This window comes from Pseudomonas sp. P9_31, from assembly GCF_034008235.1.
Classification (GTDB): Bacteria; Pseudomonadota; Gammaproteobacteria; order Pseudomonadales; family Pseudomonadaceae; genus Aquipseudomonas.
Genome location: NZ_CP125375.1, coordinates 3108417 through 3124008, shown reverse-complemented (window position 1 = coordinate 3124008; position 15592 = coordinate 3108417). Strand labels below are relative to the sequence as shown.

Annotated in this window: 20 protein-coding genes; 11 read left to right on the top strand and 9 right to left on the bottom strand. The window is 57.6% G+C overall.

Features of this window, described 5'->3' with window-relative positions; translation table 11 throughout:
• Nucleotides 1-55 precede the first annotated feature (55 nt).
• Both QMK51_RS13775 and QMK51_RS13770 read left to right on the top strand, forming a co-directional pair.
• Nucleotides 56-928, top strand: a complete 873-nt coding sequence (locus QMK51_RS13775) for a LysR family transcriptional regulator (RefSeq protein WP_320394428.1) — start codon at nucleotides 56-58, stop codon at nucleotides 926-928.
• 331 nt (nucleotides 929-1259) lie between these two features.
• Nucleotides 1260-1625, top strand: coding sequence for a histone-like nucleoid-structuring protein, MvaT/MvaU family (locus QMK51_RS13770; protein ID WP_258700495.1), 366 nt, complete (start codon nucleotides 1260-1262; stop codon nucleotides 1623-1625).
• Nucleotides 1626-1799: 174 nt separating this feature from the next.
• Here the strand turns inward: QMK51_RS13770 and QMK51_RS13765 are convergent, their stop codons facing one another.
• Complete coding sequence (locus QMK51_RS13765) at nucleotides 1800-2324, bottom strand: DUF4946 domain-containing protein (RefSeq protein WP_320394427.1); 525 nt, start codon at nucleotides 2322-2324, stop codon at nucleotides 1800-1802.
• Nucleotides 2325-2458: 134 nt separating this feature from the next.
• Here QMK51_RS13765 and gloA point away from each other — a divergent pair, with 134 nt between their 5' ends.
• Nucleotides 2459-2980 carry a lactoylglutathione lyase gene (gene gloA / locus QMK51_RS13760; protein WP_320394426.1) on the top strand — a complete coding sequence of 174 codons (522 nt, stop codon included), beginning with the start codon at nucleotides 2459-2461 and terminating at the stop codon, nucleotides 2978-2980.
• Nucleotides 2981-3153: 173 nt separating this feature from the next.
• On the opposite strand, the gene ahpF is transcribed toward gloA, so the two are convergent.
• The 3 genes from ahpF to QMK51_RS13745 all read right to left on the bottom strand — a co-directional run bounded on the left by ahpF (nucleotide 3154) and on the right by QMK51_RS13745 (nucleotide 6488).
• The gene (gene ahpF / locus QMK51_RS13755) at nucleotides 3154-4716 is read right to left on the bottom strand and encodes an alkyl hydroperoxide reductase subunit F (RefSeq protein WP_320394425.1); all 1563 of its coding nucleotides are present in this window, start codon (nucleotides 4714-4716) and stop codon (nucleotides 3154-3156) included.
• Nucleotides 4717-4847: 131 nt separating this feature from the next.
• Nucleotides 4848-5411: an alkyl hydroperoxide reductase subunit C gene (ahpC, locus tag QMK51_RS13750; protein WP_095079203.1), complete on the bottom strand. Its 564-nt coding sequence runs from the start codon at nucleotides 5409-5411 to the stop codon at nucleotides 4848-4850.
• 138 nt (nucleotides 5412-5549) lie between these two features.
• On the bottom strand, nucleotides 5550-6488 hold the full coding sequence (locus QMK51_RS13745) for a site-specific integrase (protein ID WP_320394424.1): 939 nt from the start codon (nucleotides 6486-6488) through the stop codon (nucleotides 5550-5552).
• Nucleotides 6489-6666: 178 nt separating this feature from the next.
• On the opposite strand from QMK51_RS13745, the gene QMK51_RS13740 reads away from it, so the two are divergent.
• Complete coding sequence (locus QMK51_RS13740; RefSeq protein WP_320394423.1) at nucleotides 6667-7686, top strand: DNA-binding protein; 1020 nt, start codon at nucleotides 6667-6669, stop codon at nucleotides 7684-7686.
• On the opposite strand, the gene gorA is transcribed toward QMK51_RS13740, so the two are convergent.
• Together gorA and galU are read right to left on the bottom strand one after the other, a co-directional pair.
• The gene (gene gorA, locus QMK51_RS13735; RefSeq protein ID WP_320394422.1) at nucleotides 7683-9041 is read right to left on the bottom strand and encodes a glutathione-disulfide reductase; all 1359 of its coding nucleotides are present in this window, start codon (nucleotides 9039-9041) and stop codon (nucleotides 7683-7685) included. The two genes, QMK51_RS13740 and gorA, sit on opposite strands and share 4 nt — an antisense overlap.
• A gap of 129 nt (nucleotides 9042-9170) precedes the next feature.
• The gene (galU, locus tag QMK51_RS13730; protein ID WP_258700488.1) at nucleotides 9171-10010 is read right to left on the bottom strand and encodes a UTP--glucose-1-phosphate uridylyltransferase GalU; all 840 of its coding nucleotides are present in this window, start codon (nucleotides 10008-10010) and stop codon (nucleotides 9171-9173) included.
• 281 nt (nucleotides 10011-10291) lie between these two features.
• Between galU and QMK51_RS13725 the strand changes: the two genes are divergently transcribed.
• On the top strand, nucleotides 10292-10480 hold the full coding sequence (locus tag QMK51_RS13725) for a hypothetical protein (RefSeq protein WP_033055162.1): 189 nt from the start codon (nucleotides 10292-10294) through the stop codon (nucleotides 10478-10480).
• A 144-nt stretch (nucleotides 10481-10624) separates the two neighbouring features.
• Entirely contained in the window at nucleotides 10625-10906 is a 282-nt protein-coding gene (locus tag QMK51_RS13720; RefSeq protein ID WP_320394421.1) for a hypothetical protein, read from the top strand.
• A 170-nt stretch (nucleotides 10907-11076) separates the two neighbouring features.
• Here the strand turns inward: QMK51_RS13720 and QMK51_RS13715 are convergent, their stop codons facing one another.
• Both QMK51_RS13715 and QMK51_RS13710 read right to left on the bottom strand, forming a co-directional pair.
• Nucleotides 11077-11307: a hypothetical protein gene (locus QMK51_RS13715; protein ID WP_258700486.1), complete on the bottom strand. Its 231-nt coding sequence runs from the start codon at nucleotides 11305-11307 to the stop codon at nucleotides 11077-11079.
• Between the two features lie 72 nt (nucleotides 11308-11379).
• A complete protein-coding gene (locus QMK51_RS13710) occupies nucleotides 11380-11736 on the bottom strand; it encodes a hypothetical protein (protein WP_258700485.1) in 357 nt (118 codons plus the stop codon).
• A 212-nt stretch (nucleotides 11737-11948) separates the two neighbouring features.
• Between QMK51_RS13710 and QMK51_RS13705 the strand changes: the two genes are divergently transcribed.
• The 5 genes from QMK51_RS13705 (at nucleotide 11949) to ada (ending at nucleotide 15121) form a co-directional block, all read left to right on the top strand.
• Nucleotides 11949-12251, top strand: coding sequence for a DUF1883 domain-containing protein (locus QMK51_RS13705; protein WP_007900033.1), 303 nt, complete (start codon nucleotides 11949-11951; stop codon nucleotides 12249-12251).
• 22 nt (nucleotides 12252-12273) lie between these two features.
• The gene (locus QMK51_RS13700; protein ID WP_320394420.1) at nucleotides 12274-12450 is read left to right on the top strand and encodes a hypothetical protein; all 177 of its coding nucleotides are present in this window, start codon (nucleotides 12274-12276) and stop codon (nucleotides 12448-12450) included.
• A 171-nt stretch (nucleotides 12451-12621) separates the two neighbouring features.
• On the top strand, nucleotides 12622-13290 hold the full coding sequence (locus tag QMK51_RS13695; RefSeq protein WP_413817538.1) for a 2OG-Fe(II) oxygenase: 669 nt from the start codon (nucleotides 12622-12624) through the stop codon (nucleotides 13288-13290).
• Nucleotides 13280-13960 (top strand): DNA oxidative demethylase AlkB, encoded by a 681-nt coding sequence (gene alkB / locus QMK51_RS13690; RefSeq protein ID WP_320394418.1) that lies wholly within the window; start codon nucleotides 13280-13282, stop codon nucleotides 13958-13960. The genes QMK51_RS13695 and alkB overlap by 11 nt, the downstream gene beginning before the upstream one ends.
• A gap of 87 nt (nucleotides 13961-14047) precedes the next feature.
• Nucleotides 14048-15121, top strand: coding sequence for a bifunctional DNA-binding transcriptional regulator/O6-methylguanine-DNA methyltransferase Ada (gene ada, locus QMK51_RS13685; RefSeq protein WP_320394417.1), 1074 nt, complete (start codon nucleotides 14048-14050; stop codon nucleotides 15119-15121).
• On the opposite strand, the gene QMK51_RS13680 is transcribed toward ada, so the two are convergent.
• Nucleotides 15085-15573, bottom strand: a complete 489-nt coding sequence (locus QMK51_RS13680) for a GyrI-like domain-containing protein (protein WP_320394416.1) — start codon at nucleotides 15571-15573, stop codon at nucleotides 15085-15087. The genes ada and QMK51_RS13680 overlap by 37 nt on opposite strands.
• Nucleotides 15574-15592: the final 19 nt, after the last annotated feature.

The window sequence follows — 15592 nt, the reverse complement described above, 5'->3', positions numbered from 1 at the left end:
GCACATGGCGTATCATTTGACTAATGATTGATCATCGTAAAATGAGTAAATACTCATGACCCTGACTCAGCTGGAGATTTTCTCGCTGGTGGCCGAACTGCGCGGCTTCACGGCGGCGGCCCATCGTTTGGGAATCTCTCAATCCGCGGTTTCCCACGCGCTCAAGTCGCTGGAACAGGAGTTGGGCGTCGAACTGCTGCGCCGGCATCAGTCCCAGGTCGAGCTGAGTGACATCGGCCAGCAGCTATTGTTGCGCGCCCGGGCGATGCTCGGGCTGGCCAACACCTTGCGCCAGGAAGCGGCCGATGCCCGTGGAATGAAGCGCGGCACCCTGCGCATCGGCTCGTTCGGCCCGACCTCATCGATCAAACTGCTGCCGAGAATCTTGCAGCATTACCGCGCCGCCCACCCTGGCATCGAGGTTCACATCGACGAAGGTCCGGACCGCCAGGTGATCCAGTGGCTGGAAGAGCGGCGTATCGACATCGGCTTTGTGGTGTTGCCCCAAGAGCGTTTCGACACCGTTGCACTGATCGAGGACCAGATGGTCGCGTTGCTGCCTGCCGGTCATGTGCTGGCCGGTCGCGACAGCTTGAGCCTGAGCGACTTGTGCCACGACCCTTTCGTGTTGACCGAAGCCGGGTCTTCGGAACTGGTGTCGCGGTTATTCAATGCAGCGCGGTTGACGCCGAACATTCGCTATCGCTGCTCGCAGTTGCTCAGCACGCTGGACACCGTGGGCCGTGGCGATGCCCTGACCGTCGTCGCCGAAGGGGCATTGCCTGACGACAACGACAGTCGCTACGTGAAAAAACCGCTGTCACCACCGATCAGTCGCCAGGTTGGCCTGGCGGTCCTCGATCAGCGTCAGTCATCACCTGCAACGCTGGCCTTTATCAAACTGGCTTCGAGCCTGAATGATCGCTGAGCGGCATAAGCGGCAACAGCGTGAACTTCCTGCAAGATTATCTGTTCGGTCGGCCGATGCCCGGCGCAGAATTGATTAGTGCATTAAGTGATCATTAACTAACCACTTTAAGCGCCGAGATCATGATGATGAGCACAAAATTGAATCAAAAGACTACTCTTGTTACATGAAGAAAAAGTCAGGATTTACTCTTGGCCGATTAACTACTACAATTTTTCATACCTGTGCAAAATAGGCAGGTGAGCCATTATCACCGAGTCGCTTCAAGGCTCTTGGCTTATAGCTTTGTTTGCGGTTGGTATCAGCCAAACACACTATTGGAGTAAAGATATTGTCCAGACTCGCTGAATTCCGTGCAGCTGAAAAGGCCCTTCAAGAACAGCTCAAGCAGTTGGAATCGCTGAAGAACGATGCCGGGCTCAAGAAAGAAATCGAATTCGAAGAAAAGCTCCAGGGGCTGATGAAAACCTACGGCAAGAGCCTGCGTGACATCATCGCCATCCTCGATCCGAACCCGGCGAAATCCGGCCTGCAGCAGGCAGCAGCACCTAAAACCCGCCGCGCTCGTGTGGTCAAGGTTTATCAGAACCCGCACACCGGTGAACTGATTGAAACCAAGGGCGGCAACCACCGTGGCCTGAAAGCCTGGAAGGAACAATACGGTGCAGCCACCGTTGATTCCTGGCTGCGTGCTTAAGCACTCACGGCAATAACAAAGCCCTGCCAATGCAGGGCTTTTTCATGGGTGGCGTCTAAATGCAACGATAGTCGTCGATCAACTCGTTACATGCCGACCAACTTTTTGCTTAATCCCTTTGGCTATCTAAAAAATGCCGAGCGTGCTGAAATCTGCGGATACGTAAACCTCAAACTAAAGTTTCAAGCTGTTTCGAGCAGCCTCTATGTCGTCCTGACTTGCTTTATAAACCTCAGCCTGCCCCGCGTAGGAAAGAACATAGGCCTTATCGGCGTCCACCGCAGCGACCAATGTTTGAGACAGCACATGTCGACCGTTCTGCGTAATCGTGCAGGTAGTTTCCAGCGCCGATAGCCGGCTCAAGGTAGTCGGGTGAATTTTGGTGCAAACGCTCTGATATCCCCCCTGGAAAAAATCCTTCTGCACCGACTTGCGCATTTCCAGCAACACACCCTCCAGATTCACCTGGTGACCGCTTTCCACTTGAGTCATGGTCAACTCCATCACCATTACCGGTGTACCGTCCTGACCATTTTTTACCGCGCGCTGCCGGGAAACCTGTGGCTTGGCCTCGTCTTGCGGAACGGCCTCGACGGTCCATCCGCTGGGCCAGGTCACGACCGGTGCCTCCGCATGAGCGGCGGTAACACCTGAAAGCAGACACATCAGGACGAACATCGATTGACAGAATCGGATCATTGCAATGAACACTCACGAATTGAGGCGCAAAGTCTGAGCCTCGCCCGGCTGTCAGGCAAGCGTGCGGTTTTGGTTTGGCGATGCCAGAGCCCTTGCGTATCATTGCGTAGCCCCACTTATTTTCCGGAGGGCCCATGAGCCTGCACGAACTCAATACCTTTCCCGGCGTGACCGCCCAACCCGATATCGCCACCCAGAAGTTCGTCTTCAACCACACCATGCTGCGGGTCAAGGACATCACCCAATCCCTGGATTTCTACACTCGCGTCCTGGGTTTTTCGCTGGTGGAAAAACGCGATTTCCCGGAAGCCGAGTTCAGCCTGTACTTCCTGGCGCTGGTCGATAAAAACCAGATCCCGGCCGATGCCGCAGTTCGCACCGAGTGGATGTCATCGATCCCCGGCATTCTCGAACTGACCCACAACCACGGCACCGAGAACGACGCGGATTTCACCTACCACAATGGCAATACCGACCCGCGCGGTTTCGGTCATATCTGCATTTCGGTGCCGGATATTCGCGCCGCGTGCGAACGCTTCGAGGCGCTGGGCTGCGACTTCCAGAAACGCCTGAACGACGGCCGCATGAAGAGCCTGGCCTTCATCAAGGACCCGGATGGTTACTGGGTCGAGATCATTCAGCCTGCACCACTGTAAAACTCACCACAAATCCCTGTGGGAGCGAGCCTGCTCGCGATGGCGGACTCACATTAAACATCTGAGTCGTCAGGCACGCCGCATTCGCGAGCAGGCTCGCTCCCACGTTGGGAATGCGTGAAGCACAAAAAACCCCATGATCGCTCATGGGGTTTTGTGTTCTCAGCGTCGGATCATGCCGGTGCCGAGGTGCGGATCAAGTGATCGAATGCGCTCAGGGAGGCCTTGGCGCCCTCGCCCACCGCAATCACGATCTGCTTGTACGGCACGGTGGTCACGTCACCGGCTGCGAACACGCCGGGCATCGACGTTTCACCGCGAGCATCGACGATGATCTCGCCGCGTGGCGACAGCTCGATGGTGCCTTTGAGCCAATCGGTGTTAGGCAACAGACCGATCTGCACGAAAATCCCTTCCAGTTCGACCGTGCGCAACTCATCCGACTGGCGATCCTTGTAGCGCAGGCCGTTGACCTTTTGGCCGTCGCCAGTCACTTCAGTGGTTTGCGCACTGGTGATCACGGTCACGTTCGGCAGGCTGTGCAACTTGCGCTGCAACACCGCGTCGGCGCGCAGTTGTACGTCGAATTCCAGCAAGGTCACGTGGGACACGATCCCGGCCAGATCGATGGCCGCTTCGACGCCGGAGTTACCGCCACCAATCACCGCCACACGCTTGCCTTTGAACAGCGGACCGTCACAGTGCGGGCAGTACGCCACGCCCTTGTTGCGGTATTGCTGCTCACCCGGAACGTTCATTTCACGCCACCGGGCACCGGTCGCCAAAATGACGGTCTTGGCTTTCAAGGAAGCGCCGCTGGCGAAATGGATTTGGTGCAGCTCGCCATTTTTACCCGGCACCAGCTTGTCGGCGCGTTGCAGGTTCATGATGTCCACGTCGTACTGCTTGACGTGCTCTTCCAGCGCCACGGCCAGTTTCGGCCCTTCGGTTTCCTGCACGGAGATGAAGTTCTCGATGGCCATGGTGTCGAGCACCTGACCACCAAAACGTTCCGCCGCCACACCGGTGCGAATGCCTTTACGAGCAGCGTAGATCGCCGCCGAAGCACCGGCCGGGCCACCGCCGACGACCAGCACGTCAAAGGCTTCCTTGGCGCTGATTTTCTCGGCCTGACGCTCGATGCCGCTGGTGTCGATCTTGGCGAGGATTTCTTCCAGGCCCATGCGGCCCTGACCGAAGTTCACACCGTTCAGGTAAACGCTTGGCACGGCCATGATCTGACGTTCGTCGACTTCAGCCTGGAACAGCGCGCCGTCGATGGCGACGTGACGGATGTTCGGATTCAGCACGGCCATCAGGTTCAACGCCTGGACCACGTCCGGGCAGTTCTGGCAGGACAGCGAGAAATAAGTCTCGAAGTTGAACTCACCTTTGAGCGAGCGGATCTGTTCGATCACTTCGATACTGGCCTTCGATGGATGGCCGCCGACTTGCAGCAGGGCCAGCACCAAGGACGTGAATTCGTGACCCATCGGGATGCCGGCGAAACGCAGGCTGATATCGGCTCCCGGGCGGTTGATCGAGAACGATGGTTTACGCGCATCGTCGCCGTTGTCGAGCAAAGTAATCTGGGTGGAAAGACTGGCAACGTCTTTGAGTAACGCGAGCATTTCCTGGGATTTCGCACCGTCGTCGAGGGATGCGACGATCTCGATCGGCTGGGTGACCCGTTCCAGGTACGATTTCAACTGGGCTTTAAGATTGGCGTCCAACATACGGGCGATTTCCTATTCTTTTGATCAGACATAAAAAAAACGCCCGAGCGAATCTCGCCCGGGCGTTTTTGAGGGCGGTGCAGCTTACTTAAGAGGTGCGGAGTTCCGCCCTGGTGAAGCGCGTCACAGACTTAGATCTTGCCGACCAGGTCCAGGGACGGAGCCAGAGTGGCCTCGCCTTCTTTCCACTTGGCTGGGCAAACCTGGCCTGGGTGAGCAGCAACGTACTGGGCAGCCTTGATTTTGCGCAGCAGCTCGGAAGCGTCGCGGCCTACACCGCCGTCGTTGAGTTCAACGATTTTGATCTGGCCTTCCGGGTTGATCACGAAGGTGCCACGGTCAGCCAGACCAGCTTCTTCGATCAGCACGTCGAAGTTGCGGGAGATGACATGAGTCGGGTCGCCGATCATGGTGTACTGGATTTTGCCGATGGCTGGCGAAGTGTTGTGCCAGGCAGCGTGGGCAAAGTGGGTATCGGTGGAAACGCTGTAGATTTCGACGCCCAGTTTTTGGAACTCGGCGTAGTTGTCAGCCAGGTCTTCCAGTTCGGTCGGGCAAACGAAGGTGAAGTCAGCCGGGTAGAAGAAAACGACAGACCACTTGCCTTTCAGGTCAGCGTCCGACACTTGTACGAAGTCGCCATTTTTGTAGGCGGTAGCTTTGAACGGTTTAACTTGGCTGTTGATGATAGGCATCGTTGACTCTCCGTCAGGGGTTAAGAAGTTGATGGAGTGAACTTTACCTACTCGACGGACGGATGGCTCATTGGCAAACATGATGCTACTGATTGGTTTTCACTATTAGCAGAGCGTATTAATAGAAGAAAATGTGATCTACGGCATCAACGGCTTTTCAGCGATGCGGGTCATCCCGAGAAACGGGCTGGCTTCAACATAGCGCATGGCGGACTTCATATCCTTCCAGCCCACGTAACTCATCAACGACTTCAAATCCCAACCGCTCTGATGGGCCCAAGTGGCAAAGCCACGACGCAAGGAGTGACTGGTGTAGTGTTCGGCCGCAATGCCGGCGCGCTCCAGTGCCTGACGCAACAACGGGATCACGCTATTGGCGTGCAAGCCCTCCTCGCTCAAATGGCCCCAGCGGTCGATAGCCCGGAACACGGGCCCGCGGACCAACGCTGCTTCAGTAATCCATTGGATATAGGCCTGCACCGGACACAAGCGCTGCAAGGCCGGCGTCTGGTATGTCTGGCCGAGGTTCTCGCGGTCGCTCTTGCTGCGTGGCAGGTAGAGGGTGATGCCCGAACCGGTGCTGGCCTGCACATGTTCAATCTGCACACGGCACAACTCATCGCTACGGAAACCGCGCCAAAAGCCCAGCAAGATCAGCGCCGTGTCGCGCCTGGCCCTCAATAAACCCGGTTGATCGCCCTGCGCCTTGGCGGTTTGCGCTTCCTGCTCCAGCCAGGCAACCACTTGCTCCAGGTGCTGAAGCTGCAACGGCTCGGCCTGTTTTTCCTGGGCCGGGTGCAGTGCGCGAATACCCTTGAACACTTTGCGCACCACAGGCGCCTTGGTGGGGTCGGCAAATCCCTGGCTGTTGTGCCACTGCGCCAGCGCGGACAAGCGCAACTTCAAGGTATTGATCGACAGCACGCCCGCGTGAGCCACGAGATAGCGCGCCACGCTATCGCCGGTCGCCGGCAGGAACCCGCCCCAACTGACTTCGAAGTGTTCGATGGCCGCGCGATAGCTGCGACGGGTGTTGTCGCGAGTGGCGGCTTGCAGGTAGCGATCCAGCTCGGTCATGGCCTCAGTTCTCGAAAACGTACCGCGTGAGTGTTTGAAAACCCGCTGTCAGGTTTATCACGCGGGGTAATACCAGTATATCCCGCATGATGGATCACGATATTTTAAGTTTATTCGTTTCGTGGTACATTGCGCATATTAGTGGTACGTACCACAGTATCAAATCGTGGGAGAACACATGGCACGTGGCGGCGTAAACAAGGCACTGGTGCAGGCGGCACGCTCGGCGATCCTTGCCCGGGGCGAACACCCGAGCATCGACGCGGTACGGATCGAGATGGGCAATACCGGCTCAAAAACCACGATCCATCGCTATATGAAGGAGCTCGATGACGGTGCCGAACCCGAGCAAGCGCCTTCCGAGCCTATTGACGATGAGTTGGCAGGCCTGGTGTCGCGGCTGGCGCAACGCCTGAAAGAGCAGGCGCAAGAGCCCATCGACCAGGCGCGCGCACAGTTCGAGCAACAACGAAAAGAACTGGAAACCCAGCTGCACGAGGCTCGCGAGACCAACACCCAATTGCAGCAGCAATACGAAATTCAAAGCCTGGCGCTGACCCAGGAATCGACGGAGCTGCAAGACACCCGCTCCATGCTGCAAACCGAGCAAACCCGCAACGCCGGCCTGAACCAGGCGCTGGCGGATTTCGAATTACGCTTGCAGGACAAGGACGAGCAGATCCGCTCGCTGGAAGAAAAGCATCTGCACGCCCGCGAAGCGCTGGAACACTATCGCAGCGCCGTCAAGGACCAGCGCGAGCAGGAGCAGCGCCGCCACGAAGGTCAGGTACAGCAGATTCAGATGGAGTTGCGCCAGGCGCAGCAAAGCGCACTGGTTCGCCAGGATGAAATCACCCAGCTGCATCGCGATAACGAGCGCTTACTGACGGAAAACCGCGGAACGCTGCGGGAGTTGAGCCTGTCGCAAGAGCAACTCAAGCACACCAACAGCCGACAGGATCAGCTGCTGGAACAGGTCAACCGTATCGACAGTGAACGCACCCTCCTCCAGGAACGCTTGCGCATTGCCTTGCTGGAAAGCCAGTCACTCAAGCAGAACATCGACGAACAGTCGCACATCAACAAAGCGCTGGAAGTTGAACTGATCAAGTTGCAGGCGAGCCTGGATGAAAGCGTGCGCCTGGCCGCTGTCGTTGCGACAGGGCCAGACACATCAACGCCGCAAAAAGACGATTAACCCCCGACTGGCGTACGCATGGTGACGAACTCTTCGGCGGCCGTCGGATGCACGCCGATGGTTTCGTCGAAGTCGCGCTTGGTCGCGCCCGCCTTCAGGGCAATCGCCAGCCCCTGAACGATCTCACCGGCATCCGGGCCGACCATGTGGCAACCCAAGACCTTGTCGGTCTTGGCGTCCACCACCAGCTTCATCAGGGTACGTTCCTGGCACTCGGTCAGGGTCAGCTTCATCGGCCGGAATCGGCTTTCGAAGATCACCACATCGTGCCCGGCTTCTCGCGCCTCCTCTTCAGTCAGGCCGACCGTGCCGATGTTCGGCAAGCTGAACACGGCGGTCGGGATCATCTTGTAATCCACCGGGCGATATTGCTCGGGCTTGAACAAGCGTCGTGCCACGGCCATACCTTCGGCCAGAGCAACCGGCGTGAGTTGCACTCGACCGATCACATCGCCCAGAGCCAGGATCGATGGTTCTGCGGTTTGATACTGCTCATCGACCTCGACAAACCCTTTCTTGTCGAGTTTGACGCCGGTGTTTTCCAGCCCCAGGTTATCGAGCATCGGACGCCGGCCGGTGGCGTAGAACACGCAATCTGCTTCCAGCTCGCGACCATCCTTGAGGGTGGCCTTCAGGCTGCCGTCGGCTTGTTTGTCGATGCGCTCGATATCAGCATTGAATTGCAGGTCCATGTCGCGCTTGGTCAACTCTTCCTGCAAATGTTTGCGCACCGCACCGTCGAAGCCACGCAGGAACAGATCACCGCGATACAGCAGCGTGGTTTTGGCCCCCAGCCCGTGGAAAATCCCGGCAAACTCCACCGCAATGTAACCGCCACCGACCACCAGAACGCGCTTGGGCAGCTCTTTAAGGAAGAACGCCTGATTGGAACTGATCGCATGCTCGTGCCCCGGAATCTCCGGGATCTGCGGCCAGCCACCGGTAGCAATCAGAATGTTTTTGGCGGTGTAGCGTTCGCCATCGATCTCGACGGTATGCGGATCGACGATTTTCGCGTGGCCTTCATGCAAGGTCACGCCGCTGTTGACCAGCAAATTACGATAGATGCCGTTCAGACGATTGATCTCGCGATCCTTGTTGGCGATCAGCATCGCCCAGTCGAACTTCGCCTCACCCGGGGTCCAACCAAAACCTTGCGATTGCTCGAAGTCTTCGGCGAAGTGCGCGCCATAGACCAGCAATTTTTTCGGCACGCAGCCGACGTTTACACACGTACCGCCCAGGTAGCGGCTCTCGGCCACAGCGACTTTCGCGCCAAAACCGGCCGCAAACCGCGCAGCCCGAACACCGCCGGAACCGGCGCCAATCACATACAAGTCAAAATCGTAGGCCATTACTATCTCCTCGGCAGGTCACCAGCATACCTGCGGGTGTCCGTTGAGCAAGCATTGCAAACGATATGGGACCGGAAAATGAAAAAGCCACCCGAAGGTGGCTTTTCAGTACAAGCAGCTCAGGCGCTATCAGTAAGCCTTACCCGTCTTGTAGAAATTCTCGAAGCAGAAGTTGGTTGCCTCGATGTAGCCTTCAGCGCCACCGCAGTCAAAACGCTTGCCTTTGAACTTGTAGGCAATCACGCAACCGTCTTTGGCTTGCTTCATCAGGGCGTCAGTAATCTGGATTTCGCCGCCTTTGCCTGGCTCGGTTTCTTCGATCAGCTTGAAGATATCCGGTGTCAGGATGTAACGGCCAATGATTGCCAGGTTCGACGGCGCATCTTCAGGGGCAGGCTTCTCAACCATGTTGCGTACTCGGTACAGGTCATCACCAATCAGGTCGCCGGCGATCACGCCGTACTTGTTGGTTTCTGATGGATCAACTTCCTGAATCGCCACGATGGTGCAGCGGTACTGCTTGTACAGCTTGACCATCTGGGTCAGTACGCCGTCGCCTTCCAGGTTGACGCACAAGTCGTCCGCCAGCACCACAGCGAAGGGTTCGTCGCCGATCAGTGGACGACCGGTCAGGATCGCGTGGCCCAGGCCTTTCATTTCGGTCTGGCGAGTGTAGGAGAACGAGCACTCGTCGAGCAGTTTACGGATGCCGACCAGGTATTTTTCCTTGTCGGTGCCCTTGATCTGGTTTTCCAGCTCGTAGCTGATGTCGAAGTGGTCTTCCAGGGCGCGCTTGCCGCGACCGGTAACGATGGAGATTTCGGTCAACCCAGCGTCCAGTGCTTCTTCGACGCCGTACTGGATCAGTGGCTTGTTTACCACCGGCAGCATTTCTTTGGGCATGGCTTTAGTCGCTGGCAGGAAGCGAGTACCGTAACCGGCTGCTGGGAACAAGCATTTCTTGATCATATAAGTCCTTGAAAGGGCTGTGTGTACGAGTTTCGGCGCAGTCTAATCAGGCGGCGTGCACCTTACAATGCCCCGCACTGGCTAACCGATGCCATCATAGAGAAATATTCTGATGGATAGTTCCGCAGATAATCTGCATAACCTCTTATAGATAGCAGAGATCGGCAGATTTGCACGACCATCAGCCGAAACACAATCTGCCCCACCCTACGCCCTTCGGCACCCGTTGCGGGCATTTGGCGCTATCATTGCCCGATTGAACCAGCCAACGAGGCAGATAGATGTCGGTAGCAAAAAGTGTCAACGGGTTCCTGATCAATCAGGCGAAAGACGGCCAGTGGTGGGTAGACAGTGCAAGCGGCGAGAATATTGCCGGGCCTTTCCCGACCGAGGCGTTGGCGATTGAAGTAGCATCCGTATTGGAGCTCGAACACCCAGCCCCGAAGCGTCGCGGCAAGGACAAGTCTTGAGCTGAACCGGACATGACCGCAGCCCTGCCTTTGTGCAGGGCTTTTTTGTGATTGCCGCCAGCGAAGTGGCCATTAGCTATAATCTTTCGCGGCCGCCGCTGTCACAGCGTTTAGTAGCCCCCATCACTTGACGACGACCACGACATGAATAGATTTTTGCCACTGATTGCGGTATTGGCCCTGAGCGGCTGCGCCACGTCCGAAACGACTTACCTGAAAAATGGCGAACAAGGCCTGAGCATCGACTGTTCCGGGGAGGCCAACGACTGGGCAAGCTGCTACGAAAAAGCCGATGCCTCTTGCGCCGGCACCGGCTATCGGATTGTCGGTACCGACGGCACACCGTCGACCAAGGAAAGCGACAAGACCCTGGGCGTCGACGTCGGCAATTACAAAAACCGCAGCGTGGTGGTGGTCTGCAAGTAGGGTTCCCAATACCGATAAATCAAGAAACTTGAGCTACGCAAATCCTGTGGGAGCGTGGCTTGCCCGCGAAGAACGATGACGCGTAATACCTGAAAAACCGCGGTACATTCTTCGCGCTCGTTCCCACAGATTCAGTATCTTGACTTACCGGCATCAGGGCTTCCCCTGTCCTATATATGGATTTCAGCAAACTTGATCCCGAGCCCGCGCACGGTCTCGATCAATTCGTCGAGGCGGCTAAAGGACTCGACTTCATCGTTGTCATCCACCAGGAAATAACTGCGCCCGGCGCTTTTCTTGAAAAACACGATCCATTCTCCCGGATTCGCCGGGTTCTGAATCACATGGGTGGCAGAGATATGACCCTCTGCATGGCGCTCCCGCACCTGTTCTCGCTTCATGCTCGACTCCAGAAATGACAATGCCGTCAAAGCGCGACTTTGACGGCATCGATGCTGACCGGGGGTAGTTTATCAGCCGGATATGCACGCGGTGGCGGCATTGCGCACATCCCATGGGCGCAAGGGCACGTTGGAGATGCGTTCATGCAGCTTGATGCTGCTGCCGCCGGAGCGGTCTTCGATGTCAAACACCGCTGCCGGCCCCGAGGAGAACTTCTGCGGCACGATAACCCGCACGCCGTCCTTCTGCGGCTCGACTTGCAGGGCTCCACGGCTATCGGCCAGTTTCTCCTCCAGGCACTTCGCGTACTCATGGGGCTTCTTGCCTGAAATCACGCTCATGGTAGGCAGCGACTCATTGATGTCCGAGACCGTCGCACATCCACCCACTGCCAATGCCAACGGCACGACCAGAACACCCCACTTCATACAAAACCTCCGATAAAGACCCTCCGACAGCACAACTGCTGTTTTTCTCCGAGGCTCATTGCTTTTATCGCTCATAGAATTCCGAATAACTGTTTTTAATTGTCAAAGCGAACCCCGACAGCCAGATAATAACCTGTTCGGGCTGATAAACTGCGCCAATCGCCCATGCTATCGTTTTGATTTTGTAGAAAAAGCCCTTCTGGAGGCGCCTCATGAAATTTATCCACCAGCGCGAGCACCTCAACGAAGACGACATCGTCGTCATCCAGTGCTCCCAAATGTGCAACATCCGCTTGATGAACGACGCCAACTTCCGCAGCTTCAAGAACGGCGGTCGTCATACTTACCACGGCGGCGCCTTCGACACCTTCCCAGCCCGGATCACCGCGCCGAGCACCGGTTTCTGGAACATCACCATCGACACGGTCAACCGCCGGCCGATCAGCGTGACCCGCAAACCGACCCTGACGCACTCGATCAAGATCATCCGCCGCTCCAGCTCGAAACTGAGCTGAGCTCACACGAATACAGGCAGAAATGACCGTGGCCCAAACGACCAAGTACGTCATCAAATATAAACTCAACGGCGAGCGCCGCTTCGAATTTGCCCAGCTTGAAAACGGCACGATAGAAGAAGCCAAGGCAGCACTGGACGTCATTCATGGCCAGACAGAAGACGTCATCAGTGAAATCAGCGTAAGCAAAGCGCTGTAACACCCTGTGGAGCGACAACATGGACGTCTGCTCCCAGCCTTGAAATTCGACCGCAAGCACCGGAGTGTCCACTCCCGCAGCGCTCACTAAACTGGCCGCCTCGACCTTTTGGTCAAGGAGTCAGAGCCCTTGTTTACTTACCCGATTCACGACGATGCCCTCGACTGGGCCATGCTCGAGCAACAACTCGACCAGGATGGCTGCGCGATCATCAGGTCGCTTTTAAGCCATGAAACCTGCGATGAAATCAGCGCCCTGTACGACCGGCCCGAGACCTTTCGATCGAAAGTGGTGATGGCTCGCCACGGTTTTGGCCGTGGCGAGTACAAATACTTCAAATACCCGCTGCCGGATCCAGTGGCCCGGTTGCGCCGTGCGCTCTACCCTCGACTGGTTCCAATCGCCAATCGCTGGTACGCATCCATGGACCTGCCGACCCGTTTTCCTGAGTCGCATGAAGCATTTCTGCAGCGCTGTCATGCCGCCGGTCAGGAACGCCCGACCCCCTTGTTGCTGCAATACGGCCCGCAGGACTACAACTGCTTGCATCAGGATCTGTACGGCGAACATGTCTTCCCGCTGCAAGTGGCGATTCTTCTGTCAGAACCAGGGGAGGATTTCACCGGCGGCGAGTTTGTGCTGACTGAACAACGTCCACGGATGCAGTCACGCCCGCAAGTCATCGGCCTGAAGAAAGGCGATGCGTTGATTTTTGCCGTGAACCTGCGCCCGGTAAAAGGCGTTCGCGGTTATTACCGAGTGACCATGCGTCACGGGGTGAGTCGCCTGCACAGTGGAAAACGGCATACCCTTGGAATCATCTTTCACGATGCGTTATGACCCCATGAGCCCAATCACCTTCGATCTGTTTGCCGACGCCGAACCCGAGCAGCAGCCCCGGCGTGAGCAGATCGGCGAACAATCCTGCGTTCTGAGCGGCTTTGCCCTGCCCTGGCTCGACCGGTTGCTGCCGGCACTGGAGGCGGTTCTGACAGCGGCGCCCTTTCGGCAGATGATCACGCCCGGCGGTTTTACCATGTCGGTGGCCTTGAGCAGTTGCGGCACCTGGGGCTGGACAACCGACCGCAGCGGCTACCAGTACACCCGTAACGATCCGCAGACCGGCGCGCCCTGGCCTGAAATGCCCGAGGTGTTTTTCGAACTGGCCCAGGCAGCGGCGCGAGAGGCGGGATTTATGGATTTTGTACCGGATTCCTGCCTGATCAATCGCTATGTTCCAGGTGCCAGGATGTCATTGCATCAGGACAAAAACGAAGGTTCCTACGCGGCCCCCATCGTGTCGGTGTCTTTGGGGTTGCCGGCGACGTTCCTGTTCGGTGGCTTCGAACGCAGCGCCAAAAGCCAGCGAGTGCCGCTGTTGCACGGCGATATCGTGGTCTGGGGTGGCGTGGACCGTTTACGCTATCACGGCGTATTGCCGATCAAGGATGGCCAACATCCGCGACTGGGCGAACAACGGATCAACTTCACCTTTCGTACCGCGGGATGAAGCTTTCGAATTCGACCGCAAGACCCGGAGTGCGGTGCCTGCACCCGCTGTTTAATCTGCATGAAACGGGTCAACGGACATGAAGCCATGACAACTCAATCGACAACAATCCCCACCGAAAACGATCCTCGCTGGGCCGCCGTGGTCGCACGCGATCCCCGCGCCGACGGGCAGTTTGTGTATGCGGTGAAAACCACCGGCATCTACTGCCGCCCCAGCAGCCTGGCACGCTTGCCGAAACCGCAGAACGTCGAGTTCTTCGAGACGGCCGAGCAAGCCCAGGCGGCGGGTTATCGCCCCAGCAAACGGGCCGCGAAGGATCAAAGCGATGTCGCCGCACAACACGCCGTGACCGTGGCCGCCGCGTGCCGTCACATCGAATCCGCCGAAACGTTGCCGGCGCTGAATGAATTGGCGGACGCGGCCGGCCTGAGCAGTTTCCACTTCCATCGCGTGTTCAAGGCCATCACCGGCCTGACACCCAAGGGCTATGCCACCGCCCACCGTTCGCGCAAGGTTCGCGAACGCCTGGCAGACGGCGGCACGGTCACTGACGCGCTGTATGACGCCGGCTTCAACTCCAACAGCCGTTTCTATGAGGCGGCGGATCAACTGCTGGGCATGAAACCCGGCGACTACCGCGCGGCCGGGCAGAACAACGACATTCGTTTTGCCGTCGGCCAGTGTTCCCTCGGGGCGATTCTGGTGGCACAAAGTGAGCGCGGCGTCTGTGCGATCCTGCTGGGGGACGACCCGCATCAATTAGTCTGTGATCTGCAGGACAAGTTTCGACGCGCCAACCTGATTGGTGCCGATCATGAGTTTGAGCAGTTGATCGCCAAGGTCGTCGGTTTTATCGAAGCCCCGGCGCTCGGCCTGGACTTGCCGCTGGACGTACGCGGCACGGCGTTTCAGGAGCGGGTGTGGCAAGCCTTGCGGGAGATTCCCGCTGGCAGCACCGCCAGTTATGCCGATATCGCTCAGCGCATCGGCGCACCGAAAGCCGTACGCGCCGTGGCCCAGGCCTGTGGCGCGAACAGCCTGGCGGTGGCGATCCCTTGCCATCGCGTGGTGCGCAGCGACGGCAACCTGTCGGGCTATCGCTGGGGCGTGGAGCGCAAGCGTCAGTTACTGGAACGTGAAAACGCGGCTGAGTCCTGAATGCCGATGTAGACCGCCACGGACTCCGGGCCGGTGTAGACCTCGAAGTCCGTGGCGAACTTGCGGCGAACCTGCGGGTTATCCTCGAAGTAAGCCCAGACCAGGCCCCATGTCTGAATGACGCTATCGGGCATCGGCCCTTTGGCGCTGAACACCAGGTAATCGCCGCCCTCAACCTGAACCAGCGCAAAGTCTTCGGAGGGCGCGGTGACGGCCGCACCCGCCGTCACATCGAACGGGCCCGAAGCATCGGACTCGTAGTTGGAATAGACGCCGTACATGAAGGCGTTCGGCTGTTTGTGGGCGATCTTGTCGAAAATGTCCTCAACGAAAAATTGTTCCCACATCGGGCCGATACGCGCGGTATCGGGCTGCTGCTCGGCGGCATTGAGGGTTCGCACCTGCAAACCCGAGACGCTAAAGGGCAGCACTTCACGCAGTTTTACATCCATTGTCGATGTTTCCTTGTTT

What these genes read in the sequence shown, in the direction of transcription:
- QMK51_RS13710 (WP_258700485.1), bottom strand. Translation starts at nt 11,736, where the DNA reads ATGAAGTGGGGTGTTCTGGTCGTGCCGTTGGCATTGGCAGTGGGTGGA.
- QMK51_RS13740 (WP_320394423.1), top strand. Translation starts at nt 6,667, where the DNA reads ATGGCACGTGGCGGCGTAAACAAGGCACTGGTGCAGGCGGCACGCTCG.
- alkB (WP_320394418.1), top strand. Translation starts at nt 13,280, where the DNA reads ATGCGTTATGACCCCATGAGCCCAATCACCTTCGATCTGTTTGCCGAC.
- ada (WP_320394417.1), top strand. Translation starts at nt 14,048, where the DNA reads ATGACAACTCAATCGACAACAATCCCCACCGAAAACGATCCTCGCTGG.
- QMK51_RS13745 (WP_320394424.1), bottom strand. Translation starts at nt 6,488, where the DNA reads ATGACCGAGCTGGATCGCTACCTGCAAGCCGCCACTCGCGACAACACC.
- galU (WP_258700488.1), bottom strand. Translation starts at nt 10,010, where the DNA reads ATGATCAAGAAATGCTTGTTCCCAGCAGCCGGTTACGGTACTCGCTTC.
- QMK51_RS13700 (WP_320394420.1), top strand. Translation starts at nt 12,274, where the DNA reads ATGACCGTGGCCCAAACGACCAAGTACGTCATCAAATATAAACTCAAC.
- QMK51_RS13765 (WP_320394427.1), bottom strand. Translation starts at nt 2,324, where the DNA reads ATGATCCGATTCTGTCAATCGATGTTCGTCCTGATGTGTCTGCTTTCA.
- QMK51_RS13715 (WP_258700486.1), bottom strand. Translation starts at nt 11,307, where the DNA reads ATGAAGCGAGAACAGGTGCGGGAGCGCCATGCAGAGGGTCATATCTCT.
- QMK51_RS13725 (WP_033055162.1), top strand. Translation starts at nt 10,292, where the DNA reads ATGTCGGTAGCAAAAAGTGTCAACGGGTTCCTGATCAATCAGGCGAAA.
- gorA (WP_320394422.1), bottom strand. Translation starts at nt 9,041, where the DNA reads ATGGCCTACGATTTTGACTTGTATGTGATTGGCGCCGGTTCCGGCGGT.
- QMK51_RS13775 (WP_320394428.1), top strand. Translation starts at nt 56, where the DNA reads ATGACCCTGACTCAGCTGGAGATTTTCTCGCTGGTGGCCGAACTGCGC.
- ahpF (WP_320394425.1), bottom strand. Translation starts at nt 4,716, where the DNA reads ATGTTGGACGCCAATCTTAAAGCCCAGTTGAAATCGTACCTGGAACGG.
- QMK51_RS13705 (WP_007900033.1), top strand. Translation starts at nt 11,949, where the DNA reads ATGAAATTTATCCACCAGCGCGAGCACCTCAACGAAGACGACATCGTC.
- ahpC (WP_095079203.1), bottom strand. Translation starts at nt 5,411, where the DNA reads ATGCCTATCATCAACAGCCAAGTTAAACCGTTCAAAGCTACCGCCTAC.
- QMK51_RS13695 (WP_413817538.1), top strand. Translation starts at nt 12,622, where the DNA reads ATGCTCGAGCAACAACTCGACCAGGATGGCTGCGCGATCATCAGGTCG.
- gloA (WP_320394426.1), top strand. Translation starts at nt 2,459, where the DNA reads ATGAGCCTGCACGAACTCAATACCTTTCCCGGCGTGACCGCCCAACCC.
- QMK51_RS13720 (WP_320394421.1), top strand. Translation starts at nt 10,625, where the DNA reads ATGAATAGATTTTTGCCACTGATTGCGGTATTGGCCCTGAGCGGCTGC.
- QMK51_RS13680 (WP_320394416.1), bottom strand. Translation starts at nt 15,573, where the DNA reads ATGGATGTAAAACTGCGTGAAGTGCTGCCCTTTAGCGTCTCGGGTTTG.